We start from the raw sequence: 26,277 nt of genomic DNA on the forward strand, positions 1-26,277 counted from the left end.
GGTGTCCGTCAGGGGGTCCGCGTCCCGCGCTCCAGCAGCGGTGCCGCATCGGAGAGTACCCCGGAGATCCGGTTCAAGGTCGTCTCGTCGCGTTCCACCGCGTCCAGCACCGGGCCGTCGGCCGTCCGCCAGCGGCGGGCGACCGCGGCCGGGTCCTCGCCGGTGAGCAGCCCCGCGGCCTGCGCCGCGGCGCCCAGTGCGACCAGCTCTCGGGCCTCGGGGATCTGTACCGGCCGTCCGGACAGGCGCCGTACGGTCTGCTGCCAGGCCGTGCCCCGGGCGCCGCCGCCGATCAGCAGCAGCGGGGTGCTGCGGTCGGCGTCCTGGTCGAGCACCAGGTCCAGTGCGCCGAGCAGGGCGTGCACGGCGCCGTCGTAGGCGGCCTGCAGTAGTTGTCCGGCTGTGGTGTCGTGGCGCAGCCCGTGCAGCAGCCCCGAGGCGTTCGGCAGATTCGGGGTGCGTTCGCCGTCCAGGTAGGGGAGCAGGGTGACGGACGTACCAGGCTCCACCGCCTCGCGATCCCGACCGAGCAGGGCGGCGACCCGGTCGACGGCGAGAGTGCAGTTGAGAGTGCAGGCCAGCGGCAGCCAGTCACCGCGCGCGTCGGCGAAACCCGCCACCGTTCCCGACGGGTCGGCGGCCCGGTGGCGCGACACCGCGTACACCGTGCCGGAGGTGCCGAGGCTCAGCACCGGTGTTCCCGGGCGGAGCCCGAGGCCCAGCGCGGCGGCGGCGTTGTCACCGGTGCCGGCCGCCACCAGCGTGCCCTTGGAGAACGGCAGGTCGTGGCTGTCGCGTACGGTCCCCGCCACCCCGCCGGGGCGCACCAGTCGGGGAAGCAGCGCCGGGTCGAGCCCCACGTGGGCGAGGATCTCCTCGTCGTAGGCCTCGGTCGTGGACGCCCACCAGCCCGTACCCGAGGCGTCCGAGCGGTCGGTCGTGCCCTCGCCCGTCAGATGCTGGGTGAGGTAGTCGTGCGGCAGGCGCACCGCCGCCGTCGACCGTGCGGCCTCCGGCTCGTGCTCGGCCAGCCAGGCCCACTTCGTGACCGTGAAGGAGGCTCCCGGCACGCTGCCGGTGCGCTCCGCCCAGGCCTTCGGACCGCCCAGTTCCTCGACCAGACGGCGGGCCTGCGGGGCCGAGCGCACGTCGTTCCACAGCAGGGCCGGTCGCACCGGGGCGCCCTGGGCGTCCAGGGTGACGAGTCCGTGCTGCTGGCCGGCGATCGACACGGCGGCGGCCTCGTGGGCCGCCTCCCCGCACTGGTGCAGCGCCTCGCACAGAGCGTCCCACCACTGGCGCGGGTCGCTCTCGCGGCCGTCGCCGGACGAGACGGTGTGCGGCGCCTGACCGCTCGCCACGACCCGCCCGGTCGCCGTGTCGACGACGAGCACCTTGGTGGACTGCGTGGACGAGTCCACACCGACGACGAGCGGACCCTCGGCTGCTGACATCGGCTCTCCCTCTTTCCGCGGCTCGCGGGATCTGACCTGCGCTTCTCATGGTGTACACGGCCCGGCGACGCGGGTGATGTCCCGGTCGGGGCCCCTGTTCCCTTCCCAGGGATGCGTCGGCATACTAATTTGTAAATCGCCATGACGAAATAGTCGCAAGCGAGCAAGGAGCCGCGGCATGAGCTACCAGCCCACCCCCGAGGACAGGTTCACCTTCGGCCTGTGGACCGTCGGCTGGCAGGGACGGGACCCGTTCGGCGACGCCACGCGCCGCGCCCTCGACCCGGTCGAGACGGTGCAGCGCCTGGCCGAACTCGGCGCACACGGCGTGACCTTCCACGACGACGACCTGATCCCCTTCGGGGCCTCCGACCCCGAGCGCGAGTCGCACATCAAGCGCTTCCGGCAGGCGCTCGACGCGACCGGCATGACCGTGCCGATGGCCACCACGAACCTCTTCACCCACCCCGTCTTCAAGGACGGCGCGTTCACGGCCAACGACCGCGACGTCCGCCGCTACGCGCTGCGCAAGACGATCCGCAACATCGACCTGGCCGTCGAACTGGGCGCGAAGACGTACGTCGCCTGGGGCGGCCGCGAAGGCGCGGAGTCCGGCGCCGCCAAGGACGTGCGGGACGCTCTGGACCGCATGAAGGAGGCCTTCGACCTCCTCGGCGAGTACGTCACCTCCCAGGGCTACGACATCCGCTTCGCCATCGAGCCCAAGCCGAACGAGCCGCGCGGCGACATCCTGCTGCCCACCGTCGGCCACGCGCTCGCGTTCATCGAGCGCCTGGAGCGCCCGGAGCTGTACGGCGTCAACCCCGAGGTCGGCCACGAGCAGATGGCCGGGCTCAACTTCCCGCACGGCATCGCCCAGGCGCTGTGGGCGGGCAAGCTCTTCCACATCGACCTCAACGGCCAGTCCGGCATCAAGTACGACCAGGACCTGCGCTTCGGCGCCGGTGACCTGCGCTCCGCGTTCTGGCTGGTCGACCTGCTGGAGACCGCCGGCTACGAGGGCCCGCGCCACTTCGACTTCAAGCCGCCGCGGACCGAGGACCTGGACGGCGTGTGGGCCTCGGCCGCCGGCTGCATGCGCAACTACCTCATCCTCAAGGACCGTGCGGCCGCCTTCCGGGCCGACCCCGAGGTTCAGGAGGCCCTGCGGGCCGCCCGGCTCGACCAGCTGGCGCAGCCCACGGCGGCGGACGGCCTGGAGGCCCTGCTCGCCGACCGCTCGGCCTTCGAGGATTTCGACGTCGAGGCGGCGGCCGCTCGCGGGATGGCCTTCGAGCGGCTCGACCAGCTCGCGATGGACCACCTGCTGGCGGCACGCGGCTGACACGGGGGCGTCCTCCCACCGAGGCGTACCCGTGTGTGCGCTGGTGGGGCCTTCCGTGCGGTGGCGTTGGCCACCGCACGGAAGGGCCGCTCCAGGGCGCGGAACCGGGGACTTCGCGCGAAGCCGAAGAGCGTGGCCCGGCGTGACCAGTAGGGGTGCGCCTCAGGGACGTCTCAGGGTCGCGGTCCGGAACCGCTGGGGGCCCGGGCCCGTTCTCACGACAGAGAGCGGCAGTGGCCGCGAAGGAGGCGACAGATGTCGAAGAACGCGAAGATCGCCGCAGGGGGAGTTGCGGTCGGACTCATCCTGCTGATCTGGCTGCCCTGGTGGGCCGCCGTCCTGATAGTGCTCGGAGTCCCGGCCGCCGCGTATCTCGCCCTGGACCCCTCGCAGCGGCGCCGGCTGCGCCGCGTCACCCGCAAGGAGCTCGGCCGCTGAAGCACCACCGCCCCTGCGCGTCCCCGCCCAGGGCGCAGGAGTCGACCACATCGCCGCTCGCGGGCCTGCCGACGGTCCGGTCCGCGGGCGGCCGGACTCGCCGCACGGGGCGGCAGCGCGTCCAGATCGCCGTGCAACGTGATCAGGGGTTTGCCGATCCGTCCGGTCAGGGCCACGCGGGTCATGGCGCGATGCACGGACGGGGAAGGGCGGCGTAGCCGTACACCGCGTCCGAGGCGCACGGCGCCAGGAGCGTACAGGTCCGCCTCGTCGGCCGAGCCCAGGGTCCGGGCGACCGCCGTGGGCAGCGAGGTGAGCAGGTTCGGGCCGTCGGCCGTCCACAGCGCCCCTCCCAGTCCACGACGCCGTCGTACAGCTCCGGACGGTGTTCGAGCTGCCGGCGCGTGAGGTAGCCGCCGTTTTCAGAGGGGGCGTACCGCCAGCTTGTCGAGGGCTTCCAGCAGCCCCGGCAGCTCCGGCCCCCGGCCGATGGGCAGAACTTCGCCGGGCTCGTCGTCGAGGAGCACGAAGGCGATGTCGTCGGTGCGGGCCACCATCGACCAGCCGGGACCGTCGGCCCGCAGGGTGCGCGCGTCGCCGGGCGCGAAGGACGACCGGACCCGGCCCAGGGGCGGCGGCGTGTCCACGTACGCGCGTGCCTCCGCCAGGGCGCGGCGGACGCCGCTGTGGCTCGGGGAAGCCTTGCCACCCGTCCCGTCCGGCGGTTCGCCGCTTCCGTCGGTCGACGCGCTCGGCGGATCGCCGTCGTTCCCGGCCCGGGCCCCGGCCCTGCCCGTGGGAGCGGTGAGGAAGTCCGCGTCGTCGATCTGCTCGCGCCATACCGCCCACTGCAGTGCGATCTCGTCGGCGCCCAGACGGCGCTGGGCCGGTCCCCAGACGCTGGTGTCGGGCGGGGACAGCGCGGGCCCGTCCGAGGGCTCCGGGTCCGGGTCGTGCGGCGCGGGCACGCCCGGAGCCGCCACGGCGAGGGCCAGGGGCCAGCCCGGCAGGGCGGCGACGACCGTGCGCTCGTCGGGCGACAGGTCGTACTCCATGCCGCAGTCCCAGGACGCGATGGCCACGGCGACCAGCGACACATCGTCGACGACGACCGTCCACCGCGCCCCGTCGCCGTCCTGACCGAGCACAAGGCCGTAGCCGTCGGCGAGCGGTGCGAGGCCGAGCGCCGAGCAGGCCTCCGGGTAGTCGTCGCCCAGAACGCTCGGGAACTGCGCGGGCGTCAGCAGTACCGCAGTGAGCACATAGAGAGCGTCGTCCTCGACGGCGACCTCCTCGTCCGTCCCGGCCATTCCAGCCTCCCCATCGGTTCGTCCAACGGCGCGCACCCTAGTGCGAGCAGAAGGCCGTTGTCACGACTCCCGTGCGCACCTGGACCTGCGGTTCTCCACCCGGAGGCCGTGAGACCCGTGAGGGCGTACGGTGTTCAGGCCTCGCGTACGGCCAGCGCCAGGAAGCGTGCGTCCTCGTCGACGTAGGACGTCATACGCCATCCCGAACCGGAGAGCAGCGGCCGGAGGTTGGGTTCCGCGCGCAGGTCGTCCGGCGTGATCTGCCGGCCCTGGCGCGCCGCGAGCGCCGCACGGCCGATCGGATGGAAGAGCGCCAGAGTGCCCCCGGGACGTACCACGCGCCGCAACTCGCGCAGGTTCTCCGTGGGATGAGGCAGGTGCGCTATGAGGCCCGCGGCGAAGACGGCGTCGAACGACCCCGACACGAGCGGCAGCGCGCCGACATCGGCGAGCAGCAGCAGCCCCTCATGGTCCCGTCCCGCCTGTACGGCCGCTTCCAGCATGGCCCACGTCAGATCCGCGCCCACGACGACGCCCGGCGCGCCCACGGCCGCCCGCAGCGGGGGCAGGGCGCGCCCGGTGCCGCAGCCCGCGTCGAGGACCCGGTCGCCCTCGCGCAGCCCCAGCTCGGCGACCGCGGCCGCATAGGCGGGACCGTCGTCCGGGAAGCGGCTGTCCCAGTCGGCGGCGCGGGCGGTGAAGAACTCCTGGACGTGTGTGTGGTCGTCGCTCATGTACCGCATGATCCCTCACCGGGGCGGAGGGACACCGGGGAAGTGGATGGTCGCCTTGACGGTCGTCCGGCTGGTCGAGTGCGCCGGGCGGATCGCGGGATCGCGCCACCCGGCTGCTCGACCCCACGGGCCGAACGCGTCCGGCCGTGTACGTCCGGACGTGCGGGAGCCCGCGGAGGACGGATCAGTCCGCGACGTCCTTCATCGCCACCACCTTGTCGACCCTGACCCGGACCAGGAATTCGCCCGGCACGCCGTTGCGGGCTCCGAACTCCTCGCCGCGTTCCTCGCCCATGTAGCGGCTGCCGATGCGGGTGGCCCACTGCCGGAGGTCGTCGAGATCCTCCGACAGCCGGGCACGGCCCTGCAGCACCACGAACGTGAACGGCGGCCGATCGTCGTCCACGCACAGGGCGACCCGGTCGTCACGGGCAAGATTGCGCCCCTTCGCGGTCTCCTTGCCGGTGTTGAACACCACGTCGTCGCCGTCGAGCAGGAACCAGATCGGCGCGACATGGGGGCTCCCGTCGGCCCGTACGGTGGACAGCTTGCCGGTGCGGGTGCCGTACGAGACGAATGCCCGCCATTCCTCGTCGGTCATCTTCTGTGCCATGACGCCCATCCTCCTTGCCGGGACAGCGAGGGTGGGGAAGGCTGGCGGCAGACCCTCCGGCCAAGGGGGAAGAGATCACACGGGGAGACCGCATCATGACGCAGAACCAGACACTGAGCTGGCTGCTCGACGATCTGACCCAACGCGTGGAACACGTACGCCACGCCCTGGTCCTGTCCACCGACGGGCTGGTGACGGGGACGAGCACGGGACTGCGCCGCGAGGACGCGGAACATCTCGCGGCCGTCTCGTCCGGTCTGCACAGCCTGGCCAAGGGCTCGGGACGCCACTTCGGTGCGGGCGGGGTGCGCCAGACGATGGTCGAGTTCGACGACGCGGTGCTGTTCGTCACGGCCGCGGGCGCGGGCAGTTGCCTGTGCGTCCTCAGCGGAGCGGAGGTTGACATAGGCCAGATCGCCTACGAGATGACCCTGCTCGTCAACCGGGTCGGCGAACACCTCGACGTGGATGCCCGCCGGCCTGAAGAGACGTCGTCGACAGACCTCTGACCTGCCCTTTCGTCACTCCCTCCAGAGTTGTCCACAGGGTCGGGCCGCCGATTCCCGCCACCGGCTACCTTTTTGGCAGGTGAGCGCGAACAGCGCGATCCCGACACTCCACGGGGGAGACGAGTATGTCCGGCAACACCGTCACACATGAGGTCACATCAACTTCCCGTACGGCCGCCACCACGGGCCCAGCGCCCTTCTCGCAGAGCCGGGCGGCCCGCGAACTGGGTCTCAAACGCAGCGAGTTCGATCTGGCCGTGCACCTCGGGCACATCCGCACCCGTCCCGCTGAGGCGGGAGGCGGACGGCAGGTCGACCGCGCCGAGGTCGAACGGCTGCGCGGTCAGGAGGGCTTTCCGGAGGCGCTGCGGAAGCGGGTGGCGACCGTGGGCACCAGGGAGGGCTCGGCGATCATGGAAGTGACCGCAGCCCGCTTCACCCGTCTGGCCAGACTGGGTCTCCTGGTTCCGGTCACCGTCCACCTCAACCGCTACAGGACCGTCGTCTGGCGCTACCTGGCCGACGAACTGGCGGAGTTCGCCGCCGACGCGAAGCACGCCCAGCTGCTCAACCGGCCCTTGCCGGAGACACTGCGAGGCCAACTGGACACCGGCCTGGACCTGCGCCCCCAGAACTGGCGCGGGCGGCACCTGGGCTTCCTGCTGAGTCAGGCCGGGGACCCGTGGGAGCGCGCGGGTGTCGTGGCCTCGTTGCTCGACCCGGTCCGGATCTCCGAGATCGTCAAGGACCCCTACGAGCGCGCCCACCTGAGCCGCCTCCGGCCGCCGCCGCCCGCCCATGGCACCCCCGGCTCGCCGGCCGCCCATCTGACCGAGCGGATCACGACGGCGCAGGACCCCGACGAGATCGACCTGCTCCGTGCCGACCTGGCACGGGCGGTGCGGGAGGCGCGAACCCACTGTCCCGCGTCCCGCCCTGCTTCGCGGCACCCGGACCCCCGTCCGCACCCGGACCCCCGTCCGCACCCGGACTCACACCGGCACGCGGATTCACACCCGCACCCGGCACGGCGCCGGCGCCCGCCCGCCCTCGGGCACTGCGAACGACTCCAGCCGGCTGCGACCTCCCGGCTGTCACGCGGCCTGCTGGGCAGGCTCTTCCGCGGAACCACGTGAGTCGCGACCGCGGTCCCGGACCGCCCGCCGGACCACCGCGGAGAGCGTCCGGCCTACATCGCGCGGCCCGCCGCCGGCCTGGCTTCAGGCGCCGGGCGGCCTTGAGGTCGAGGGAGATGGCGAGGTAGGTCTCGTGCGGTGCGGCGGCGGGGTCGGCCGAGGCGACCAGTTCTGAGCAGACGGTGCGCTCCAGCACCTGAACGGTGGCGATGTGCAGCGACTGCGTGAGCGAGGCACCCTGTTGGTGGCATGCGAGGGCGCCCCGGCTTCAGGCCTCTCGAACGAGTTCCGGCGCACCTGCGCAGGTCAGAGCCTCACCTCACGCTCAGAGGCTTGGGCGCCGCCGGGCGAGGAGGGCAGCGATGTCGTCGTCGAGTTCGCCGCCGCTGTAGGCGATCAGGTCGCGGTGGAGATGGTCGAGGAGCTGGTGGGGCGCCTCGCCGCTCCATGAGCGGATGCGTTCGGCGAGGGGGTAGAACGCGCCGGAGTGGTCGCGGGTCTCCGTGACCCCGTCGGTGTACAGCAGGAGCCGGTCTCCGGGGCCGAAGGGGGCGAGGTCGACGTGGTACCCGTCGCTCACCAGCATGCCCAGGTTGAGCGGCGGCGAGGGAGCAGCGGGCTGCAACTCCCGGACCTCGCCGTGGTGCAGCAGCAGCGGGGGCGGGTGGCCGCAGGTGACGGTCCGGACGACTGGTTCATCGTCCGGGATCTCGGCGAGGAGAGCGGTGATGAAACGTTCAGTGATCTCCGAGCCCGGGACCCCCGGGTACTGGGAAGCATGGCGGCTCACGCTCGTTTCCAGGCGGCGCGCGAGGTGGGGCAGGTCGGGGGCGTCGTGGGCGGACTCGCGGAAGGCGCTGAGCAGCGTCGCGGCCATCTGGATCGCGAGCAGGCCCTTGCCGCGTACGTCACCGATCAGCAGCCGTACGCCGTGCGGGGTGCGTATCGCCTCGTACAGGTCGCCACCGATCTGGGCTTCTGCCGCGGCGGCCAGGTACAGGCTCTCGAGCGTGACGTGCCCGAGGCGTGGCGGTACTGGATGCAGCACTGCCAGCTGGGCGCTCTCGGCCACTGAGCGGACCTGAACCAGCTGATGGGCGCGTCGGTCGAGCAGGCGGTTGAAGAAGACGGCGAATGCCGCAATCGCCGCGAGGGCGGCCAGCTCGGAGTAGGCGGTCGCATCCCGCAGCGCATTGAAGTCCGCCATCAGGCCGACAGTGATGGCGCACGCGCCCACTCCGATGAGTAGGGTCCCCCACAGGGGCAGCAGCGCGGCGGCAGAAACCATGGCCGTGGCGAGGAAGGCGTCCGGCCTGACTTCGCGGGGTGTGGAGAGGCCGACGAACAGGCCGATGAACAGCAGCAGAGCAGGGAGCATGGGCAGCAACCTGCCCCGCGCACCAGCGCCGTGCGTGACTCCGCGTTCCTCAGGAGACCTCGCCACCGTGCCGCTCCCGAGGGTCGCACAGGTCGAGCAGCAGCCTAGGAAGCCAGGCCACCGATTTAGACAATTTTATCGCTGTTCGTCCGTAGCCTACGAACAACCCGGTGAGCGGTGCTGACGCGTAGGTGTCACCAGGTCACCGTGTCGCTTGGCGACAAGATCGATGCGGAAGGTGTGCAGAAGGTCAGCGGAGTTCATTCCGCCCCGTCTGGCGGTCAAGCTGTCGCGAGCGGGTAGGTCCCGCCGCGTGCCGCACAGGCCGGTGCGGCACGCACTACTGGCCCGTGGGCACGGGCCTCTGGCACCCGGACTTCGCGATGGACACCCGCCGGAAGCATCGCCCTGCGTTCTCCGGGGCTGAACCCGCCCGCCCCATCGGAAGACCCGCATGATCTGGTGGTCGTGCGCGGCGCGGTTGCGCCAGTCCAGCACCTGCTCGCGGGGCAGGTCCTCGAGGGACCGGATTCTGGCCCTCGTCGACGTCCGCGCACTCCGGCTCCAGCTCCGGGGTCGGGGCGACGGCGGCCGAACGGGGCGCGGGCAGCACGACCGGGGTGTTTCCGACAGGTTGAACGGGAGCCGCTGGAGCGGCGAGATGGGGAGCCGCCCGGATTCGTCCGGCTGCGACGTGCCGCCCCTGGAGTAATGCGCTTGCTGGGCTGTCTGGCCGGGTCACCCTGTGGTCTTGTTTGATCACGGTCGTGTCAGGAGGCGGCCGAGGAGAACCGCTCGCGTGAGTGGCTGCACGAACAGGAAGTGGGCCAAGTTGCTGTTCCAGATCCTCACCGAGCGGGAGGAGCGCAAGGGCACCGCAGTGGCTTCCAACGCCGCCTTCCTCGAGTGGGGCAAGATCTTCACAGCTCCTCGTCTGTGCGCAGCGACCGCCGACCGGCTCACCTTCAAGGGCATGCCGATCCAGACCTGCACCGACTCCCACCGGCCGAAGGTCACCGAGAGCGAGCACCAATCCAGCGGGCGATCGTGATGGCAGTGGGCAATGAAGGGGAAGGCGCGGAGCCGTCGCCCCACCCTGACCTGCTGGCGCGTTGGGACGCCGAGCTGGGAAGGCCGAGGGGGAAGACTTCCCGATGACTGTGGCGAGCCGCGACGAGCTCCGGAGCGGTGGCAGGGCGGCCCTGCAGATCGGCGCCGTTGCCGTGCTGTACTGGGTCTCCGGCAAGTTGGGGCTTTTCCAACTGTTCATGGGCGGTCAGGTCACGCCGCTCTGGCCTCCGACCGGGATCGCCGTGGCGAGCCTGCTCCTGATGGGCCTGCGGGTCTGGCCCGGGATCGCGCTGGGCGCCCTCCTGATCGACATCTCACTCGGACCAACGACCACTGCCGCGCTCGTCATCACGGCAGGCAACACACTCGCCCCCCTCTGCGCCTACGCACTCCTTCGCCGCACCGGGTTCCGCACCCGGATGAACCGCTTCCAGGACGCGCTCGCGCTGGTTTTCCTCGGTGGGCTCACCAGCATGCTCATCAGCGCGACCGTGGGCAGCAGCACCCTGAGCCTCGCACACGCGCTGCCCGCCGGCGGGTTCTGGCTCACGTGGTGGGTCTGGTGGACCGGCGACGCCATGGGCGTCCTGCTGGTCACGCCGCTGCTGCTCGTCCTCCGCTCGGCGCATTGGCCGAAGGACACACCACCATCCGGGTGGGCGGAGGGATCACTGCTTGTCGCGGCCACCATGGGTGTCGGTCTCCTCGAAACCTCCCGCGCACCGCTGCTCTTCGTCGGCTTCCCGCTGCTGACCTGGGCGGCCTTCCGCTTCCAGCGCGCGGGAGCCACGCCCTGCGCGCTGGCCGTGTCCATCTTCGCCATCCTCGCCGCCACCCACAGGACGGGCCCGTTCGCCGGTCACACGCTGCTCACCGGCATGATTTCACTACAGGTGTTCAACGGCGCCGCCGCGCTGACCGCGCTGCTGCTTGCCGCGGCGGTCACGGAGCGAAACCAGACCCAGGCAAAGATCGAAGAGGCCTGTAGGCGACTTGCCGACATGGTGGCGAGAACCGCGCCGGACACCGACGGCCTGCCAGCGCTTCCCGACGCCCAGAGCGACGGGGAGGAGAACGGCGGGCAGCCTCGACCTTCGTGATGAATCAAGAAATGCGCAGTGGCGGCGGCAGCGCAGCTCGTTGTGCGTGCACCTGCGGGGCCGCGCGGGTGGGTGTAGTCAGGAGGTGTGAGCTGGCGGCAGCAGTATGCGCACTGGCATCCCCCACGGCAGGCTGGTGATGTCCTGCTGGCGCTTCCGCTCAGCCTGATCGCGGCCATCGTGCTGACCGATGTGCTGTCCCCGTCGAACCATTTGCCGACGGGCCCGTCACTGCTGATCGTGGCGCCTGCCCTTGCCGCGTCCTTCGCCTCAACCTTCGTCACCGGGGCGATCGCCGCTGTCGCGGTGGTGGGCATGCTGGTCATCGGGCTCGAAAACCACATGCTGGGCAAGATGGACTTCGAGTCGCAGATCATCGCCCTGGTGGTGGTTTCGGTGCTCGTGACGGTCTTCCGCTTTCTGCGGGAGCGGCATGCCCGTGAGCTGGCGGTGGTGCGAACGGTCTCGGAGGCCACGCAGCGAGTGGTGCTGCGGCCGCTGCCGCGGCGGTTCGGCCCGCTGCGCGTTGCGTCGATGTATCTGGCGGCGCAGGCACAGTCCATGATCGGCGGCGACCTGTACGCGGCCATCCGCACGCCCACGGGCACCCGGCTGATCATCGGTGATGTCATGGGCAAGGGCCTGACCGCGATCAGTGACGCCGCCCTGCTGCTGGGCGCCTTCCGGGAGGCAGCGCACCGCCAGGCGGGCCTGCCCGACCTTGCGGCCTACCTGGACCACAGTGTGTGCTGGCACCTGGCCGAACCCACCGAGGTCGAGACAGCCGGGGAGTGCTTCATCACCGCCGCCGTCCTCGACATCCCCGACGAGCACCCCATGGTGCAGATGGTCTCCTGCGGGCACCCGCCACCCCTGCTACTGCGCAACTGGCAAGCCACCACGCTGCGCGCTACCAACCCCGCGCCACCGTTGGGCCTGGGCGAGCTGACCCGCCCCGACTACCACGTCGACACCTTTCCCTTGGAGCCCGGGGACGTGCTGCTGCTGCACACCGACGGCGTGATCGAGGCCCGCGATGGCCGAGGCGCCTTCTACCCACTGGCCGAGCGGGCCGCATCCTGGGCGCACCACAGACCCTCGGCACTGGTCCGCCACCTGCGCGCCGACCTGCTCGCCCACGTTGGAGGACATCTGACCGACGACGCCGCCGTGGTCGCCGTCCAACGCAGCCTCCCGCCGGCACCCACCGCCGTGGCTCCCACCCACGGCAGCACCGGGCGGCCCTCGCCGCGCCCCGCCTCCCCCGGCTGAACCCCGCACGGTGCGGCCTCATGGAGCGGCGGCGGTCACGTGAAGGCGCTGGTGGTCGGGCCGCAGCGGACACGAAGCCGCTCATGGGCTCCGCCGGATCATCTTTCGCCCGTGGGGGGTGCTGGGGCCATGGACTTCCCGCGTCTCCGGACGGGTATGTCCTCCCGGCCCGATGGCGCGATAGTGGAAAGAACAGCCGGCTCCCGGGCAGGACCACCCTCATGGACCATCCCGAAGCGTTCGATGCCGTGACCGCGTCATCGCGGCGATCGCCGACGACGCTGCCACCGATCCCGGCACGGACCTGAACGGCGGAATCACGGTGCGGCGGCTCGGCAAGGCTCCGACCCAGGACTCACCAGCGGCCGAAGTCCTCGCCTCGCTGAGCCAGACCCTGTATTAGCGAACTGCCCACCGGGCCGCCGCTGGGCGTGGGCGGCCTCGACTTCACCCCGGTTGAGGTGCCGGTGGCCCCAGGCAGCATCCTCGCCCTCTACACCGACGGCCTCGTGGAGACCCGCTGCACCGACCTCGACCAACGCCTGGCCCAACTCCGCAGCGTGTTGACCACCAGTACCCCACGACCGCTGGACGTCCTCCGCCGGACCGTGCTCGCCCGGATGGCCCCCCAGGCAACGACGACGTCACACTACTGCTCGCCCAGGTCGGCCACCCGCAGCCGTAGGGCCGCCACGTGGCAGGCCCCCTGCGTGACCGTCCGTCACGAAGGCCGCTTGACCACTCCATCAGGAATCGTCCGGACCCGAGCCGGCTGCACCGGGGATGGTCTCGCCGATGACGCCGGCGAGGCGGTACAACTGTGCGGCGAGTTCGTGCCGCTCTCGCGGCGCGAATTGCGACAGGGCGGCGTACTGGCGTGCGCGCAGCTCGGTCTGCATGGCGGCGAGACGTTGTGCGCCTTCCTCGGTGAGTTGGATGAGGACTTGGCGCTCGTCGTGCGGTGCACGGCGCCGGGTGACCACGTTCCTGCCTTCCAGCTGCTGCAGCATGCGGGTGGCGGTGGGGACGCTGACCTCGGCGTTGGCGGCCAGTCGGCTGACTGGCACGCCCTCGCCCTCGGTGTCCTCGGTCAGCGTGGTGAGCAGGGCCAGCTGTGACATGGAAAGGCCGGCTTCGGATCGGCCGACCGTGGCGGACCGTGAGCGTCGCATGGCGTAGAAGAGCCGATCAGCGGCCTGGGCCAGGTGCTCGATACCGGGCTCCACGTGCGGGTCGGGGGTGCTGCGAGTCTCGGCTTTGCCCGTCTCTCTCATAGCTGTTAGCTTACTAAATAGATTGCATTAGCAAGCTAAATATTAGGAGGAGAAGTAACTATGGCCTTTCCTGCTCGCATCGACGTCCACCAACACATGGTTCCCCCGGTGTGGGGCCGGACTCTCGCCGCGCAGGGCCTCGACTCCGGCGGCTGGGCCATCCCCGACTGGAGCCCCAGGAGTGCCATCGCCATGATGGACCAGCAGGACATCGCCACCGGCATCCTGTCCGTCACCTCTCCCGGCGTCCACCTTGGCGACGACGCCCAGGCCCGGGCCCTCGCCCGCGCCGCGAATGAGTACGGCGCCGAGGCCGTCAAGGATCACCCCGACCGCTTCGGCCACTTCGCCAGCATTCCGCTGCCCGACGTCGACGCCGCCATGACCGAGGCCGTGCACGCGCTGGACACCCTGCACGCCGATGGCGTCGTGCTGATGTCCAACGCCCATGGGCGCTACCTCGGTGACCCGGACTTCGAGCCGCTGTGGGCCGAACTCGACCGCCGCGCGGCGACCGTCTTCGTCCACCCCGCCCAACCCCCGATGACCCTGCTGCCCGGCACCCCGGCCCCACTGGCCGACTACGTCTTCGACACCACGCGCAGCGCCCTCAACCTGGTGCTGAACGGCGTCATGAGCCGCTACACGAACGTGCGGGTGATCCTCTCGCACGGCGGCGGCTTCCTCCCCTACGCCGCCTACCGCTTCTCCGGACTGACCTCCACCGTCGTCGACCCTGACCGCGAGGCCGAGGACGTCCTGCGCGACCTGAAGCGCTTCTACTTCGACACCGCCCTGTCGGCCAGCCCCAGCGCCCTTCCTGCCCTGCTCGCTTTCGCCGAACCCGGCCATGTCCTCTACGGCAGCGACTGGCCCTTCGCCCCGCAGGAGGCCGGCACCTACTACAACCACTTCCTCGAGACGTACCCAGACTTCGCGCCTGGCCAGGCGGAGGCCATCAACCGCAAGAACGCCGAGGTCCTCTTCCCCCGCCTCGCCCGCTGACCACGGGCGGAGCACGGAAGCCCACCTCGGGCCACAGCCAGGGTCGCGGGTCAGCCCGCCTTGCGGAACAGCCCCTCCTGCCGTGGATCGCCGGTATCGATGCGGCCGAGCTCGCCGTGGCCGCTCTCCTCCACCCAGAGCGATTTTCGGGTGCCGCGCTTGAGATTCTGCCCGGATCCGAAATGGCCTCGCACGCCGAGGTGGCCCGTTTCCTGTCCGCCGAGTTGGGCCGTGAGGTCTGCTCCGAAGGGATATCCGCGCAGGCATGGCGGGAGGAACTCGAGGCCCAGGCGGCCGCGGAGCCGGACGGTGTCGTCAATGCCGACATGGCTTCGCACGTCTCCGCGCTCGGCGCCGCCCTGCGAGGCGCGTCCACGGTACCTGTCGACCCCGGCCGTCTGACATATCTGACCTGCCGCACGCCGCGCACCCTCGCGGAGTACATCAGCGAACAACGCGATCTCTTCGGCCCGGCGATCGGCGCGTCTCGGCAGTCCGCCCATCACAAGCGCGGCACACGGCCGAGGCGAGAGGGGGGCTGGACGGAGTGGGCGTGTGTCGCCGTCGCCTGTCGCAACCGTGCCCGGGTCAACGGTCCACGGCGGGCAGGTGGGCCAGGCCGGTGTCGAGCATGATGCGGTCGACGGTCTCGTGCAGGGCGCTGTCGGCGCCGATGGCCAGCTGCTGGCGGCGCACCTCACGCGCTGTCGGCGGACGATCCCGCCATTTGTAGAACCACAACCCCGCCGCTGACCTGGGGATTCACGCAACTGCGGACAGAGCCTTGATTTTCCCCACCCCGCACTCAGCGGCCGGACAAACCCTGCTCACCGAAATTCCCCACCCACAAGGGTGAAGCCGGGGTCTCGCCGGTCCAGGGGGAACATGGAGGTACCAGAGAGCCGGGCTGCGGACACGGAACGAAGTCGAGTGACCACGGTACGACACGTGGCGGCGACTGTCGGAGGGAGTGTTTGGCATGACATCCGAATCCTTCCCGCCCAGCGGCGGCGAGCCGGGCACCGGGCCACCCCAGCTGAGCGGGTTGCTGGATGTACTCAGCGTCGCGGCGGTGGTGATGAACGTCGACGGGCGGATCGTGTTCTGGAGCCCGCAGGCCGAGGAGCTCTTCGGTTACGCGGCCCAAGAGGCGCTCGGCCAGTACGCGGCCCGGCTGCTGGTGCACGAGGAGCACCTGACGTCCGTCGTGTCGCTGTTCACCGAGGTGATGGAGACCGGCCGGAGCTGGGCCGGCACTTTTCCCATCCGCCGCAAGGACGGCAGCACCCGCCTGGTGGAGTTCCGCAACGTGCGGCTGCTGGATGATCTCGGGGACGTCTACGCCCTGGGCCTCGCGGCCGACCGCACCACGCTCCAACGGGTGGAGACCGGCCTGGCCCTGTGTGAACGGCTGATCAACCAGTCACCGATCGGCGTGGTCCTGCTGGACCCCGACCTCAACTACCTGTTGGTCAACCCCGCGCTGGAGCGCATCGACGGCGTACCCGCCGAAGCGCGCATCGGCCGCCACCTCCGTGAGACCCTGCCCTTCCCCGACGTCGACACGATCGAGTCGGCCCTGCGCCAGGTGTTGACCACCGGGAATCCACTGCTCGACCAGTACGCGGTCGGCCGCGCGCCCGCCGACCCCGACACCGAGCACGCCTGGTCGCTGTCTCTCTACCGGCTGGAGGACCCGGGCGGGCGGGTCCTCGGCGCCGCGACCCTGGCCGTCGACGTCACCGAACGGCACCTGGCGGCCACCGAAGCCGATCGGGCCCGGCGGCGCCTGGCCCTGATCGCCGACGCCTCCGCTCGTGTGGGGACCACCCTGGACGTGGATCAGACAGCCCGCGAGCTGGCCGAGGTCGCCACTCCCGATCTCGCCGACGTGGTCGCGGTGGACGTCCTCGACGACGTTCTCGCCTGCCGCCGCAGCGGTGCACCGGACAGAGGCCCGGAGCTCTTCCGCGCCCTCGCGGTCACGGCGGCATTCCCCACCGTGGCCCTTCGCGCCGCCGACCCTGCCGGTGACCCCGCCGCGTACGACAGCGACCGCCTGGTCACCATGTGCGTGCACACCGGAAGGCCGGTCCTGGTCCGGCACGTGGGCGACGAGGACTTGCGGCGCATCGCGCGCGATCAGCAGGCCGGCACGCTCCTGGCCCGCGCCGGCGTCCACTCCTACCTCGCGGTGCCGCTTGTCGCTCGCGGCGAAGTGCTCGGCGCCCTGGACCTCAAGCGCACCCGCAATCCGCTGCCCTTCGACGAGGACGACGTCATCCTGGCCAGTGAGCTGGCCAACCGTGCCGCAGTCAGCATCGACAACGCCCGCTGGTACCAGAGCGTGCGCAACACCGCCGTCACCCTCCAGCGCAGCCTGCTGCCGGAGCACCCACCGCACCTGGTGGGCCTGGAGGTCGCCTCCCGCTACCAGCCCGCCCAGGCCACCAGCGAGGTCGGCGGCGACTGGTACGACGTCATCCCCCTCCCCGGCGACAAGACCGCGCTGGTGGTCGGCGACGTTATGGGCCACGGCATCGACGCCGCCGCCACCATGGGCCGTCTGCGCACCGCTACCTGTGCCTTCGCGGACCTCGACCTGGCCCCTGACGAAGTGCTCCAGCACCTCGACAAGATCACCCGTGGTCTGGAGCACTACATCGCCACCTGCATCTACGCGGTCTACGACCCCCGCCGGATGCAGTGCCACATCGCGAACGCCGGGCACATGCCACCCGCGCTGGCCCGACCCAGCCGCGCCCCCCAGCTGCTCGACCTCCCCACCGGCACCCCTCTCGGCGTCGGCGGCATCCCCTTCGACACCACCACCGTGAATCTCACCACCGGCGACCTGTTGGTCCTCTACACCGACGGCCTCGTGGAGACCCGCCACCATCCCATCGACCAACGCATGGACATCCTCCTCAGCCTCCTCGACGAACCCAACCGCCCCCTGCAAGAAACCTGCGACCTGCTCCTGCACACCCTGCGCCACCCCGACGACCACGACGACGTCGCCCTCCTCATAGCCCGAACCCGGTAAGCCCCACAGCACGTGCCACGCCACACCGCCGACCGCCTTAGACGCGCAGTCTTCCGACACAAGTCGGGGCCGAGCGCGTCGACCAGTGCGGCGCGTAGACGCCGGATGGACGCGGTGCGCGCCAGGCGCGGCGGCCCCCAGGTGAAGCAGGTCGTACCTCCCGCCACTGCGGGGCTGAGCTTGTTCCGCTTTGGCAGACACCATCTGTGTGGTGGTCAGGCCGCCGGGGCAGCCTCGTACTCGGTTCGCAGGTGGTCGGCGGTGGCCCAGCCGACGACACGGCGGGAGGCGATGTCGATGACGGTGGCCAGGTAGAGCCAGCCTTCCTCGGTGGCGATGTAGGTGATGTCACCGCACCAGCGGGTGTCGACCGCAGCCGGGTCGGGCTGGAAGTCGCGAAGGACCAGGTCGGGGCGAGTGGTCGCGTGCGGATCGGGGATCGTGCGCGCGGGGTCCAGGGATGCCGGTGCGGCGGGCATAGAAGGCGGCTCGGGAGGGACGACGGAGGTCCTCGGCGAGGGGCCGGGCGAGGCGGAGCTGGGTGCGGGTGATGATCAGCCAGGTCCACAGGTCGGCTGTGTCGGGATTCCTGACCTTCGGGGCGGTCCAGCCCAGGGCTTGTTTCATCAGCCGGAAGGTGTGCTCGAGGTCGAAGCGGCGGAGGAAGGATTGCCACCAGCGGTCCACGTCTGCCGGTGCGGCGGAGGTGGCCGAGCACCACAGCCAGACCGCCACGGCGGATCGGACACGCGGTGCCGCGAGGCCGTCCGGCGCGTCCGCGGCTGCCACTGTGGCGGATGTGGGAGTACGCACGCTCTGCGCCACGGCACTGCTCGCCGCCCTCGTTGCCGTCGTCGCCGCGACGGTTCGCACGGGCGGTGATCTCGGCCGTCCGGCTGCGCTGCTGAACTGGTACGCCGCCGCGTGGGTGTTGTTCGCCGGCGCGGCGTGGGCGGTGAGGCGGGTGCCGGTGCGCACCGCCGTGGCGCTGATCCTGGCCGGCGGGGTCGCCCTGTGCGTGGCGGCGATGTCGGCTCCGCCGCGCACCAGCGACGACATGTACCGCTACGTGTGGGACGGCCGCGTGCAGGCCGCGGGAGTCTCCCCGTACGCCTACCCGCCGGACGCGCCGCAGCTGGCCCGGTTGCGTGATCCGTGGCTCTTCCCCGCCGGGACCGCGTGCCATGGGTGGGACCTGCACGCGGTGGCGGGTGCGTGCACGCACATCAACAGGCCGTCCGAACGCACGATCTATCCTCCCGTGGCCGAGGGATGGTTCCTGCTGGTGCATGCCGTCACCCCGGCTGGCGGGCAGCACAAGCCCCTGCAACTCGCCGGTGCGGTGCTCGCCGTCGCCACCACGATGACGCTGCTACTGGTGCAACGTCGTGCGGGTGGTGACATGCGACGGGTGGCACTGTGGGCATGGTGTCCGGCGGTACCGTTCGCCGCAGTCAACGACGCCCATGTGGACACGCTCGGAGTGCTGCTCACGGTGGCCGCGCTCGGCACGGCCACGGGAGCACGCCGTGGAGCGCTGATCGGGGCGGCGATCGCCGTCAAGCTGCTGCCTGTGCTCACCCTCCCCGGTGCGCTGTCGGGAGTGCTGGCTCCCGGGCGCGGCCCGCATGCCCGGCTGCGGGAGACGGCGAGCGTGCTGCTCACGGCCGTTGGCGTGGTGGCACTCGTCTATCTCCCGTACCTGCTGGCGTCCGGTTCGGCGGTCCTGGGTTATCTCCCCGGCTATCTGCGGGAGGAAGGGTACGAGTCAGGTAATGTTATCCGGTTCGCACTGCTGCGGACGGTATTGCCGGACGCGTGGGCCGGTCCGGCCGCCGTCGCGCTGGTGATGCTCAGTGCCTGGTACGTCCTGCGGCGTGGCGATCCAGAGCGGCCGTGGCATGGATCGCTGCTGGTCACCGGTACTGCACTGTTGCTCACCTCGCCCGGGTACTACTGGTACGCGCTGCTCGTCGTGGCCCTCGTGGCCATGGGTGGCCGAGGGGAGTGGCTCGCCATCGCCGCCGCGGGCACCGTGCTGTATGTCGCGGACGCACTGCAGTGGCATGGCATCCAGGCCGCCGCGTACGGGCTGGCTGCCGTGACGGTGCTCGCCGGGGCACTCGCTCGGACCCGGGCGCGTGCCGGCGCGGGTGGGCGGCGAGACGGTGCGTGAGGGCAGGCGTGTCGGCAACATCGGGCGCGCGAGGAAGTCATCGGTGACGGCGTCTGAAGACGACCATCCGCAGGACGGTGAAACGCACCACGGTCACCAGGGCGAAGCTCGGTGCGAGCACCAGGGTCTCCGCCGCTGGCGAGGCGGTGGGCCGGTAGTGGCGGAAGAGCAGGAGGGCGCCTGAGGTGACCAGGTACGCCAGGACGAACAGGCCACCCGCGGCCAGATGCGCCTGAAGGACCCGGGCTGCGGACCCGCGAAAGGTCTGCCGGCGGTTGGCCTCCGTGTTGAGGACGGTGACGACGAGAAGGGAGGCGAAATTGGCCAGGACGGGCGGCGACCAGTGGCGCAGAACCCAGTACAGCAGGGCCTGGGCCACCGTGGAGGCGACGCCGATCACGACGAACCAGAACACTTCCCTGGTCAGCGCGGTCGGCCGGGCCGGGCGGGAGGCGCATCGCCATGCGCCGTGCCGTGCGCTGAGGCGTCGCACCTCACCATCATGAGGCCACCCTGCACCCCGTCGAGCCCTGCGCCGGGCCCGTTCAACCGTTCGGCTGGCGACAGACACCCGCATGCATGCCAGAAACGGAAAGCCAACCCGATCTATGCCAGTTTGTAGCCGACGACTTGACAGGCACTGACGGCGCGGTGGATTTCGATCCGCCGTCCGAGAGACGCCCCGGGGATGGAGGAGGCAGCCGATGGACAGTGGCGGACAGCCCCCGGCCCCAGGCCCCGGCGGGCCGGGGCGCCCGGGGTCGGACGAGGGCCGCGCGCTGGGACACCTCGAGCGTGCTCGCGCTGCTGTGGCGGCGCGGACCGCCAAGGGGGCTGCTCGTATCAGGGCTTTCGTGCGGCGGGTCGAGCAGACTCCTCCGCCCCCGGGGCCGTTCCGTCCCCGCTTCTGGCGCAGTCCCATCCGCGGTCCCTGGCTGACGTCCGTGTTCGGCCTGGTGCTGCTGATCGGCATCCCGCTGATCTTCGTCACCGGGATGCTCTCCTACGCCTCCTACAACCCGGAACTCGACCGCATCAACGACCAGACCCCGGACAAGGGCCTGCTGGGCTTCTACCTCTTCGACTGGCCCACAGATCCGTACTGGCTGTACCGGCTGACTCAGGGCGTGCACGTGACCCTCGGCGTGGTCCTGGTGCCGGTGGTGCTGGCCAAACTGTGGTCGGTGATCCCGAAGCTGTTCGAGTGGCTGCCGGTCCGCAGCGTCGCCCATGCGCTGGAGCGGCTGTCGCTGCTGGCGCTGGTGGGCGGGGTCGTCTTCGAGTTCGTCACCGGGATCTTCAACATCCAGCTCTTCTACGTCTTCCCGGGGTCCTTCTACACCCTGCACTTCTACGGCGCCTGGGTGTTCATCGCCGCGTTCGTCGTCCATGTGAGCCTCAGGCTCGGCCGGATGACCCGCGCCCTGCGCTCCCGCAACCTGCTGACGGAGCTGCGCACCGGGCTGGCCGACACCCGGCCGGAGCCCCCCGACCCGGACGGCCTGGTCGCGCTCGAGCCCGCGGCGCCGACCATGACCCGACGCGGTGCACTCGCCATGGTGGGGGGCGGGTCGCTGCTCCTCCTGGTGGTCACCGCAGGACAGAGCATCGGCGGTCGGCTGCGGCGAACCGCCCTTCTCGCGCCACACAATCGTGACCCTGGCGGCGGACCGAAGGACTTCCAGGTCAACAAGACGGCCGCGGCCGTCGGCGTCACCCCTGCCCATGTCGGGCCGGACTGGCGGCTGGAGGTCCGCGGCCACGGGCCGACGCTCGTCTTCACTCGTGCGCAGCTCCTCACGATGCCCCAGCATGCCGCCGCACTGCCGATCGCGTGCGTGGAGGGGTGGTCCACATCCGACCAGCAGTGGAGTGGCCTTCGGTTGGCCGACCTCGCCGCCCTGGCGGGCCTCCCCGACGCCGGAAGCGTCCTGGTGGAGTCCGTCCAACCCCCCGGCCCCTACAGCTCGGTGGTCCTGCGGGGCAACCAGATCCACGACCTCCGATCGCTGCTTGCCCTGCGTGTCAACGGCACGGACCTGTCGCTCGACCATGGCTTCCCGGCCCGCGTCATCGTCCCGGCCAACCCCGGCGTGAACAACACCAAGTGGGTGCACCGGCTCACCTTCAGGAGGTGACCATGGCACGCTTCGTCCGCTGGTACGGCTCCGGGCCCCTCCATCTTCTCGTCCTGATCGCCTCGTTCGCCATCACCGGCTATGCCCTGGTGCGCCTGTTCGCCGTGCGGCCGCTCGAGGTCGCGATCTGGTTTGTCGGCGCGGCGATCGTCCACGACCTGGTCCTGCTGCCCCTGTACTCACTCGCCGACCTGTCGTCACAGGCCGTCCTGCGGCATCGCGCCATCCGCATGCCACAGCCGCCGTGGATCAACTACCTGCGCGTGCCAGCCTTCCTCTCTGGTGTGCTCCTGCTTGTCTGGTTCCCGCTCATCTTCGACCTGGCGATCCCCTACCCCGATGCCGCACGGCTGTCCGAAGGCGTCTACCTCGGCCGATGGCTGGCCGTCACCGCCGTCGTCTTCGGCGCCTCCGCCCTTGCCTTCGCTCTCAAGCTCCGCCGCGTCCGGCGGGCCGCCCGTGCCGACGAGAAACGACCCGAAGCGGGTCACGACGCCGCACCATGACGTCCGCCGAGGACCGGTCGTCCTGCGCGGGCGCAGAACCCTACGCGCTCGCCCTGCGTGGCGGCCACGAACCGGTGTACCTGTGCCTGGGGGACGGGCGCCGGATCCGGATGCCCGTGCATCGCTGGTACGCGCAGCCCAACCTGGCCGACGAATCCGTGCTCAATCGCTGCGTCGGCCCCGTTCTCGACGTCGGCTGCGGACCGGGCCGGCTGTGCAGGGCACTCCTGAGTCGCGGAGTCTTCGCGCTCGGCGTCGACGTAACCCCCGGCGCGGTGGCCCATACCGTCGCTCTTGGCGGAATCGCACTGTGCCGAACGGTGTTCGACCGGCTACCGGCCGAGGGAAGCTGGCAGACCGTCCTGCTCATCGATGGCAACATCGGCATCGGCGGGGACCCGCATGCCCTGCTGCGCCGCTGCATCCAGCTCACCGCCCCGGCGGGTGTCCTCCTTGTCGAAGCCGGCCTTCACGGCGATGAGGAACTCTGCACCGCCCGCTTCGAAGACGCCCACGGCCACAGGGGGCCGCCGTTCCCCTGGGCACGTCTGGGAGCACCAGCGCTCCACCGGATCGCCGAGGACTTGACTCTCAGTGTCACCGACCAGTGGAGATACGGCCACCGATACTTTCTCGCCCTCGGCCGCCAAGACTCGTCCCCGGGACGTCCTCGCTGAAGCCGGCTGACCACGCGGCGGCGAGGAGACACGACGCAGGGCGGCCGGGCGCCGAGCTCGGGGCGCGGCACCACGTCGTGCCACCGGGGCGGGACAACCGCCGGCGGTTGGCGCATGCGATCCACTGATCGTGCTGACGCTGGGATCAATGACACTCGTCGGGCGCCCGGAGAGAGCTGTGGCGCACCACCGCTGCTGCCGAGTTCGGGCCACGCTTGGAACCTTCGGTCCGGACGCCGGCGGATGAGCAGCCCTGGGGGGCGACGAGGGGGGTGGAGCGCGGCCGGGCTGCTCGGCTGCGGTCAGTGCCGCTTGTAGGAGACGATCAGCACCGCGGTGGCATCGGCGTGACTCCGTAGTTCTTTGAGGGTTTGGCCCGGTGAGGTGTTCTGACCGAAGGACGCCGGTAGGGGGTCGCGGAGCGCGTACAGCGTCAGCTGGTACTCGTGCGTGCGGCCGGCGGGCGGGCAGGGGCCGTCGTACGTCGCCTCGCCGAAGTCGTTCAAGAGTTCCCGGGCGCCCGGCGTCAGGGTGTGCGCCTTCGTTCCCGGCGCCGTCGCGGGAAGGCCGACCTGCAGCCAGTGGATCTTCTGGTTGTTCAGGTCGACCATGGACAGGGCGAGCTCGGCGGATCCGGCGGGGACGTTCTTGAACGTGAGCCCGGGGGAGTAGTCGTGGGGACTGTCACAGGTCATCAGGGGGAGGAATGCCCCTGACGCGTCGAAACCCTGGCCGCGGCCGAGGGCGAAGGGACCTGTGGGCACCGCAGTCGTCCGGGAGATCGTGGTGGACGGCGTCGACGTCGCCTGGGCGTGCCCGGAGCTTGATGAGCACGCGGAGGCTGTCAGCAGGACCACTGCGGCAAGCGCGCCCGAGACGAGGAATCGACGCTTCATGCTGGAACCGTATGCCGGCGCGTCCCTGACCGCTCGTACCGGCTCACGGTTTTCCCGACCTTCGGTGGCAAGCCTGTCGTCGGCTTGGTCGCCGTCCCCGCGGGAGACGCCGCGGTCGTGGCGAACGTAGGGGGCCAGGGCACTGAGTCCGACGGCGCGCGGGGCGGTGCCCGGCGCTCGTTGCCGTCGTCGTTGCTGGGACACCTGGATGTGATGTCCGTCTTCCGTAAGGATTCGGACATTCCGTTGCGAGCGCGCGGCGGCTGTGATGGAAGGCATGAGATCGCGCATCATTTTGCTCCGTCCGCCGGTGTTCAGGGGGCGGTTGCACGACGCCCGGACGGCGACCTCGATCGGGCGATGGCTTGGCCTGGCGTTCGCGGTGTGCTTCGTCACCGGACTGATCAGCCACTTCCTCCAGCATCCGCCGGGATCGCCGGCCAACGATCTGCCGAGCCGCCCGGTGTGGGGCTACCGGCTCACCCAGGGCCTGCACGTCGCCTCCGGCATCGCCGCCATTCCCCTGCTGCTGGCCAAGTTGTGGGCGGTGTACCCGCGACTGTTCGCCCGGCCGCCCGTACGGTCGGTGTTGCACGCACTGGAGCGGCTGTCGATCGGGGTGCTGGTGGCGGGAGCCGTGTTCGAGTTGGCCACCGGGCTGCTGAACACGGTGCAGTGGTATCCGTGGCCGTTCTCGTTCGTGCCCGTGCACTACGCGGTGGCCTGGCTGGTGGCCGGGGCGCTGGTGCTGCACATCGCGGTGAAAGCACCGGAGATCCAAGCGCACTGGAGCCGGCGGTCGCCTGGAACGCTCGCCCTGCCCGCCGAGGACGCGTTCGACCGGCGCTCGCTGCTGGCCGCGGTGGCAGCGGCGGTCGGCGCGGTCACTCTGACCACGGTCGGCCAGGCCTTCACCCCGCTGAAGGGGCTCGACCTGCTCGCGCCCCGCCACCCGGACCATGGCCCGCAGGGCCTGCCGGTCAACCGCACCGCGGCTGCGGCCGGCGTCGGCCGGATCCCCGATGACTCATACCGCCTGGTGGTGGACGGGCCACGGCCCTACACCCTGACGCTGGCAGAACTGCGGGATCTGCCGCAGCGCGAGGTGGAACTGCCGATCGCCTGTGTGGAGGTCTGGAGCAAGTCGGCGCACTGGACCGGCGTGCGCGTGGCGGACCTGCTGGACCGGGCTGGTGCCCCGTCGCATGCGCGCGTGCGGGTGGTGTCGTGGCAACTCCGCGGCGCCTATCGGGTTTCCGAGATGGGCCACGAGTACGCCCGCGACCCGCTCACCCTGCTCGCGCTGCGCCTGAACGGGCTGGAGCTCAGCCCCGACCACGGCTATCCGGCCCGCCTCATCGCACCGAACCGGCCCGGCGTGCTGCAGACCAAGTGGGTCGGCCGACTGGAGGTGCTGTCGTGAAGTTGAGGCATGTGAGGGTGAGCGTGACACGGATGCTCGCCGGCATGGCCGGACTGGCGCTGATGGGCGTGGGCGCGTCCTTGCTGCTGGACGTACCCGACCCGATGGACGTCCTGGTCTGGCTCGGCGGGGCCCTGATCCTGCACGACGCGCTCCTCGCGCCGCTGGTGCTGCTCGCCGGGCTGGTCCTGGTCCGCGGCGGCGTGCGCGGGCCCATCCGCGGGGCGCTTCTGATCGCGGGTGCGTTGACGGCCGTGGCCCTGCCGGTTCTGCTGCGTCCGGGCCCCACGGCGAACTCCTCGGTCCTGCCGCTGGACTATCCGCGCAACTGGCTGCTCACCCTGCTGGCGGTGGCCACGGTCACCGCGCTCGCACTCGTCGCACGGGGATGCGGCCGGCATCGGCGCCGTCCGCCGTCCTGAATCCACCGACTGGCCGCACGACTCGCTGCCCTCAAGGACTCTTACGCGTGGGCGGCATGGACGGTGGCAGGGCAGGTCGGCTTCTCCTTCGACGCGATGCGGACCCTTTGTACGACGCCCTTGTGCCATGCCGCCCACCACACCGGCCTCGACACGGTCGCCGGCATGTCCGCCGGAAGGGTGGCCGGCCACGGCATGCACGAGACGGCGGGCTGTTCGCGACCGGTGACGAACTGGGCCGGCAGGGGTGGACGGGCCGACGGAGGCCTTCCTGGTCGTGTCCGGGGGTGTGTTCATCATGCTCGGCTTCGCCCAGGTCGTTGCTCTGCCGGCGGTGGTGACACCGCGACGGGG

At 70.8% G+C, this 26,277-nt stretch carries 24 protein-coding genes and 5 pseudogenes; 16 read left to right on the top strand and 13 right to left on the bottom strand.

What is annotated here, in order from left to right:
* Positions 1-8: 8 nt before the first annotated feature.
* Entirely contained in the window at positions 9-1,454 is a 1,446-nt protein-coding gene (gene xylB, locus ACTYVM_RS11585) for a xylulokinase (RefSeq protein ID WP_445525835.1), read from the bottom strand.
* 178 nt (positions 1,455-1,632) lie between these two features.
* Here xylB and xylA point away from each other — a divergent pair, with 178 nt between their 5' ends.
* Together xylA and ACTYVM_RS11595 are read left to right on the top strand one after the other, a co-directional pair.
* Positions 1,633-2,799: a xylose isomerase gene (gene xylA / locus ACTYVM_RS11590; RefSeq protein ID WP_445525836.1), complete on the top strand. Its 1,167-nt coding sequence runs from the start codon at positions 1,633-1,635 to the stop codon at positions 2,797-2,799.
* 255 nt (positions 2,800-3,054) lie between these two features.
* Entirely contained in the window at positions 3,055-3,237 is a 183-nt protein-coding gene (locus ACTYVM_RS11595) for a tail-anchor membrane protein (protein WP_141363527.1), read from the top strand.
* Here the strand turns inward: ACTYVM_RS11595 and ACTYVM_RS11600 are convergent.
* The 4 genes and pseudogenes from ACTYVM_RS11600 to ACTYVM_RS11615 all read right to left on the bottom strand — a co-directional run.
* Positions 3,212-3,658 (bottom strand): annotated as a pseudogene (locus tag ACTYVM_RS11600) (hypothetical protein); the annotation flags it as partial. The gene ACTYVM_RS11595 and the pseudogene ACTYVM_RS11600 sit on opposite strands and share 26 nt — an antisense overlap.
* Position 3,659: 1 nt before the next feature.
* On the bottom strand, positions 3,660-4,547 hold the full coding sequence (locus tag ACTYVM_RS11605; RefSeq protein ID WP_445525837.1) for a hypothetical protein: 888 nt from the start codon (positions 4,545-4,547) through the stop codon (positions 3,660-3,662).
* Between the two features lie 134 nt (positions 4,548-4,681).
* Complete coding sequence (locus tag ACTYVM_RS11610; RefSeq protein WP_445525838.1) at positions 4,682-5,281, bottom strand: class I SAM-dependent methyltransferase; 600 nt, start codon at positions 5,279-5,281, stop codon at positions 4,682-4,684.
* Positions 5,282-5,465: 184 nt separating this feature from the next.
* On the bottom strand, positions 5,466-5,894 hold the full coding sequence (locus ACTYVM_RS11615) for a PPOX class F420-dependent oxidoreductase (RefSeq protein ID WP_445525839.1): 429 nt from the start codon (positions 5,892-5,894) through the stop codon (positions 5,466-5,468).
* 95 nt (positions 5,895-5,989) lie between these two features.
* Here ACTYVM_RS11615 and ACTYVM_RS11620 point away from each other — a divergent pair, with 95 nt between their 5' ends.
* Together ACTYVM_RS11620 and ACTYVM_RS11625 are read left to right on the top strand one after the other, a co-directional pair.
* Complete coding sequence (locus ACTYVM_RS11620) at positions 5,990-6,403, top strand: roadblock/LC7 domain-containing protein (protein WP_400029472.1); 414 nt, start codon at positions 5,990-5,992, stop codon at positions 6,401-6,403.
* A gap of 125 nt (positions 6,404-6,528) precedes the next feature.
* The gene (locus ACTYVM_RS11625; protein WP_445525840.1) at positions 6,529-7,539 is read left to right on the top strand and encodes a DUF6397 family protein; all 1,011 of its coding nucleotides are present in this window, start codon (positions 6,529-6,531) and stop codon (positions 7,537-7,539) included.
* A 66-nt stretch (positions 7,540-7,605) separates the two neighbouring features.
* Here the strand turns inward: ACTYVM_RS11625 and ACTYVM_RS11630 are convergent.
* Together ACTYVM_RS11630 and ACTYVM_RS11635 are read right to left on the bottom strand one after the other, a co-directional pair.
* A pseudogene (locus ACTYVM_RS11630) lies at positions 7,606-7,774 on the bottom strand (SCO6880 family protein); the annotation flags it as partial.
* Positions 7,775-7,864: 90 nt separating this feature from the next.
* Positions 7,865-8,917, bottom strand: a complete 1,053-nt coding sequence (locus ACTYVM_RS11635; RefSeq protein WP_445525841.1) for a PP2C family protein-serine/threonine phosphatase — start codon at positions 8,915-8,917, stop codon at positions 7,865-7,867.
* 799 nt (positions 8,918-9,716) lie between these two features.
* Here ACTYVM_RS11635 and ACTYVM_RS11640 point away from each other — a divergent pair.
* The 4 genes and pseudogenes from ACTYVM_RS11640 to ACTYVM_RS11655 all read left to right on the top strand — a co-directional run.
* Complete coding sequence (locus tag ACTYVM_RS11640; protein WP_445525842.1) at positions 9,717-9,968, top strand: ATP-binding protein; 252 nt, start codon at positions 9,717-9,719, stop codon at positions 9,966-9,968.
* 103 nt (positions 9,969-10,071) lie between these two features.
* Positions 10,072-11,088: an MASE1 domain-containing protein gene (locus ACTYVM_RS11645; RefSeq protein ID WP_445525843.1), complete on the top strand. Its 1,017-nt coding sequence runs from the start codon at positions 10,072-10,074 to the stop codon at positions 11,086-11,088.
* A gap of 87 nt (positions 11,089-11,175) precedes the next feature.
* The gene (locus ACTYVM_RS11650) at positions 11,176-12,360 is read left to right on the top strand and encodes a PP2C family protein-serine/threonine phosphatase (RefSeq protein WP_445525844.1); all 1,185 of its coding nucleotides are present in this window, start codon (positions 11,176-11,178) and stop codon (positions 12,358-12,360) included.
* Between the two features lie 407 nt (positions 12,361-12,767).
* Positions 12,768-12,977 (top strand): annotated as a pseudogene (locus tag ACTYVM_RS11655) (SpoIIE family protein phosphatase); the annotation flags it as partial.
* A gap of 129 nt (positions 12,978-13,106) precedes the next feature.
* Here the strand turns inward: ACTYVM_RS11655 and ACTYVM_RS11660 are convergent.
* Positions 13,107-13,634 carry a MarR family winged helix-turn-helix transcriptional regulator gene (locus tag ACTYVM_RS11660; protein WP_445525845.1) on the bottom strand — a complete coding sequence of 176 codons (528 nt, stop codon included), beginning with the start codon at positions 13,632-13,634 and terminating at the stop codon, positions 13,107-13,109.
* 60 nt (positions 13,635-13,694) lie between these two features.
* On the opposite strand from ACTYVM_RS11660, the gene ACTYVM_RS11665 reads away from it, so the two are divergent.
* Positions 13,695-14,639: an amidohydrolase family protein gene (locus tag ACTYVM_RS11665; protein WP_445525846.1), complete on the top strand. Its 945-nt coding sequence runs from the start codon at positions 13,695-13,697 to the stop codon at positions 14,637-14,639.
* 50 nt (positions 14,640-14,689) lie between these two features.
* Here the strand turns inward: ACTYVM_RS11665 and ACTYVM_RS11670 are convergent, their stop codons facing one another.
* The gene (locus tag ACTYVM_RS11670; RefSeq protein WP_445525847.1) at positions 14,690-15,142 is read right to left on the bottom strand and encodes a hypothetical protein; all 453 of its coding nucleotides are present in this window, start codon (positions 15,140-15,142) and stop codon (positions 14,690-14,692) included.
* A gap of 476 nt (positions 15,143-15,618) precedes the next feature.
* Here ACTYVM_RS11670 and ACTYVM_RS11675 point away from each other — a divergent pair, with 476 nt between their 5' ends.
* On the top strand, positions 15,619-17,685 hold the full coding sequence (locus ACTYVM_RS11675; protein ID WP_445525848.1) for a SpoIIE family protein phosphatase: 2,067 nt from the start codon (positions 15,619-15,621) through the stop codon (positions 17,683-17,685).
* Between the two features lie 239 nt (positions 17,686-17,924).
* Here the strand turns inward: ACTYVM_RS11675 and ACTYVM_RS11680 are convergent.
* Positions 17,925-18,128, bottom strand: a pseudogene (locus ACTYVM_RS11680) (DDE-type integrase/transposase/recombinase); the annotation flags it as partial.
* A 51-nt stretch (positions 18,129-18,179) separates the two neighbouring features.
* Positions 18,180-18,417, bottom strand: a pseudogene (locus tag ACTYVM_RS11685) (NF041680 family putative transposase); the annotation flags it as partial.
* A gap of 67 nt (positions 18,418-18,484) precedes the next feature.
* On the opposite strand from ACTYVM_RS11685, the gene ACTYVM_RS11690 reads away from it, so the two are divergent.
* The gene (locus tag ACTYVM_RS11690; RefSeq protein ID WP_445525849.1) at positions 18,485-19,861 is read left to right on the top strand and encodes a glycosyltransferase 87 family protein; all 1,377 of its coding nucleotides are present in this window, start codon (positions 18,485-18,487) and stop codon (positions 19,859-19,861) included.
* 37 nt (positions 19,862-19,898) lie between these two features.
* Here ACTYVM_RS11690 and ACTYVM_RS11695 read toward each other — a convergent pair whose 3' ends face one another.
* Entirely contained in the window at positions 19,899-20,354 is a 456-nt protein-coding gene (locus ACTYVM_RS11695) for a GtrA family protein (RefSeq protein ID WP_445525850.1), read from the bottom strand.
* Positions 20,355-20,805: 451 nt separating this feature from the next.
* Here ACTYVM_RS11695 and ACTYVM_RS11700 point away from each other — a divergent pair, with 451 nt between their 5' ends.
* Genes ACTYVM_RS11700 through ACTYVM_RS11710 form a run of 3 tightly spaced genes read left to right on the top strand, consistent with a single transcriptional unit; the run spans position 20,806 to position 23,182 of the window.
* Positions 20,806-21,999, top strand: coding sequence for a molybdopterin-dependent oxidoreductase (locus tag ACTYVM_RS11700; protein WP_445525851.1), 1,194 nt, complete (start codon positions 20,806-20,808; stop codon positions 21,997-21,999).
* A 2-nt stretch (positions 22,000-22,001) separates the two neighbouring features.
* Positions 22,002-22,505 carry a hypothetical protein gene (locus tag ACTYVM_RS11705; protein ID WP_445525852.1) on the top strand — a complete coding sequence of 168 codons (504 nt, stop codon included), beginning with the start codon at positions 22,002-22,004 and terminating at the stop codon, positions 22,503-22,505.
* A complete protein-coding gene (locus tag ACTYVM_RS11710) occupies positions 22,502-23,182 on the top strand; it encodes a class I SAM-dependent methyltransferase (RefSeq protein ID WP_445525853.1) in 681 nt (226 codons plus the stop codon). Before ACTYVM_RS11705 ends, ACTYVM_RS11710 begins: the two co-directional genes overlap by 4 nt.
* A gap of 302 nt (positions 23,183-23,484) precedes the next feature.
* On the opposite strand, the gene ACTYVM_RS11715 is transcribed toward ACTYVM_RS11710, so the two are convergent.
* Positions 23,485-24,078, bottom strand: a complete 594-nt coding sequence (locus tag ACTYVM_RS11715; RefSeq protein ID WP_445525854.1) for a YbhB/YbcL family Raf kinase inhibitor-like protein — start codon at positions 24,076-24,078, stop codon at positions 23,485-23,487.
* A gap of 277 nt (positions 24,079-24,355) precedes the next feature.
* Here ACTYVM_RS11715 and ACTYVM_RS11720 point away from each other — a divergent pair, with 277 nt between their 5' ends.
* Both ACTYVM_RS11720 and ACTYVM_RS11725 read left to right on the top strand, forming a co-directional pair.
* Complete coding sequence (locus ACTYVM_RS11720; protein WP_445525855.1) at positions 24,356-25,501, top strand: molybdopterin-dependent oxidoreductase; 1,146 nt, start codon at positions 24,356-24,358, stop codon at positions 25,499-25,501.
* Between the two features lie 17 nt (positions 25,502-25,518).
* Positions 25,519-25,923 carry a hypothetical protein gene (locus tag ACTYVM_RS11725; protein WP_445525856.1) on the top strand — a complete coding sequence of 135 codons (405 nt, stop codon included), beginning with the start codon at positions 25,519-25,521 and terminating at the stop codon, positions 25,921-25,923.
* Positions 25,924-26,277 lie beyond the last annotated feature (354 nt).

The organism is Streptomyces cyslabdanicus (assembly GCF_052663305.1).

Coding starts and splice junctions, on each gene's coding strand:
- xylB (WP_445525835.1), bottom strand. CDS start 1,454: ATGTCAGCAGCCGAGGGTCCGCTCGTCGTCGGTGTGGACTCGTCCACG.
- xylA (WP_445525836.1), top strand. CDS start 1,633: ATGAGCTACCAGCCCACCCCCGAGGACAGGTTCACCTTCGGCCTGTGG.
- ACTYVM_RS11595 (WP_141363527.1), top strand. CDS start 3,055: ATGTCGAAGAACGCGAAGATCGCCGCAGGGGGAGTTGCGGTCGGACTC.
- ACTYVM_RS11605 (WP_445525837.1), bottom strand. CDS start 4,547: ATGGCCGGGACGGACGAGGAGGTCGCCGTCGAGGACGACGCTCTCTAT.
- ACTYVM_RS11610 (WP_445525838.1), bottom strand. CDS start 5,281: ATGAGCGACGACCACACACACGTCCAGGAGTTCTTCACCGCCCGCGCC.
- ACTYVM_RS11615 (WP_445525839.1), bottom strand. CDS start 5,894: ATGGCACAGAAGATGACCGACGAGGAATGGCGGGCATTCGTCTCGTAC.
- ACTYVM_RS11620 (WP_400029472.1), top strand. CDS start 5,990: ATGACGCAGAACCAGACACTGAGCTGGCTGCTCGACGATCTGACCCAA.
- ACTYVM_RS11625 (WP_445525840.1), top strand. CDS start 6,529: ATGTCCGGCAACACCGTCACACATGAGGTCACATCAACTTCCCGTACG.
- ACTYVM_RS11635 (WP_445525841.1), bottom strand. CDS start 8,917: ATGCTCCCTGCTCTGCTGCTGTTCATCGGCCTGTTCGTCGGCCTCTCC.
- ACTYVM_RS11645 (WP_445525843.1), top strand. CDS start 10,072: ATGACTGTGGCGAGCCGCGACGAGCTCCGGAGCGGTGGCAGGGCGGCC.
- ACTYVM_RS11660 (WP_445525845.1), bottom strand. CDS start 13,634: ATGAGAGAGACGGGCAAAGCCGAGACTCGCAGCACCCCCGACCCGCAC.
- ACTYVM_RS11665 (WP_445525846.1), top strand. CDS start 13,695: ATGGCCTTTCCTGCTCGCATCGACGTCCACCAACACATGGTTCCCCCG.
- ACTYVM_RS11670 (WP_445525847.1), bottom strand. CDS start 15,142: ATGGGCGGACTGCCGAGACGCGCCGATCGCCGGGCCGAAGAGATCGCG.
- ACTYVM_RS11675 (WP_445525848.1), top strand. CDS start 15,619: ATGACATCCGAATCCTTCCCGCCCAGCGGCGGCGAGCCGGGCACCGGG.
- ACTYVM_RS11705 (WP_445525852.1), top strand. CDS start 22,002: ATGGCACGCTTCGTCCGCTGGTACGGCTCCGGGCCCCTCCATCTTCTC.
- ACTYVM_RS11710 (WP_445525853.1), top strand. CDS start 22,502: ATGACGTCCGCCGAGGACCGGTCGTCCTGCGCGGGCGCAGAACCCTAC.
- ACTYVM_RS11715 (WP_445525854.1), bottom strand. CDS start 24,078: ATGAAGCGTCGATTCCTCGTCTCGGGCGCGCTTGCCGCAGTGGTCCTG.
- ACTYVM_RS11720 (WP_445525855.1), top strand. CDS start 24,356: ATGAGATCGCGCATCATTTTGCTCCGTCCGCCGGTGTTCAGGGGGCGG.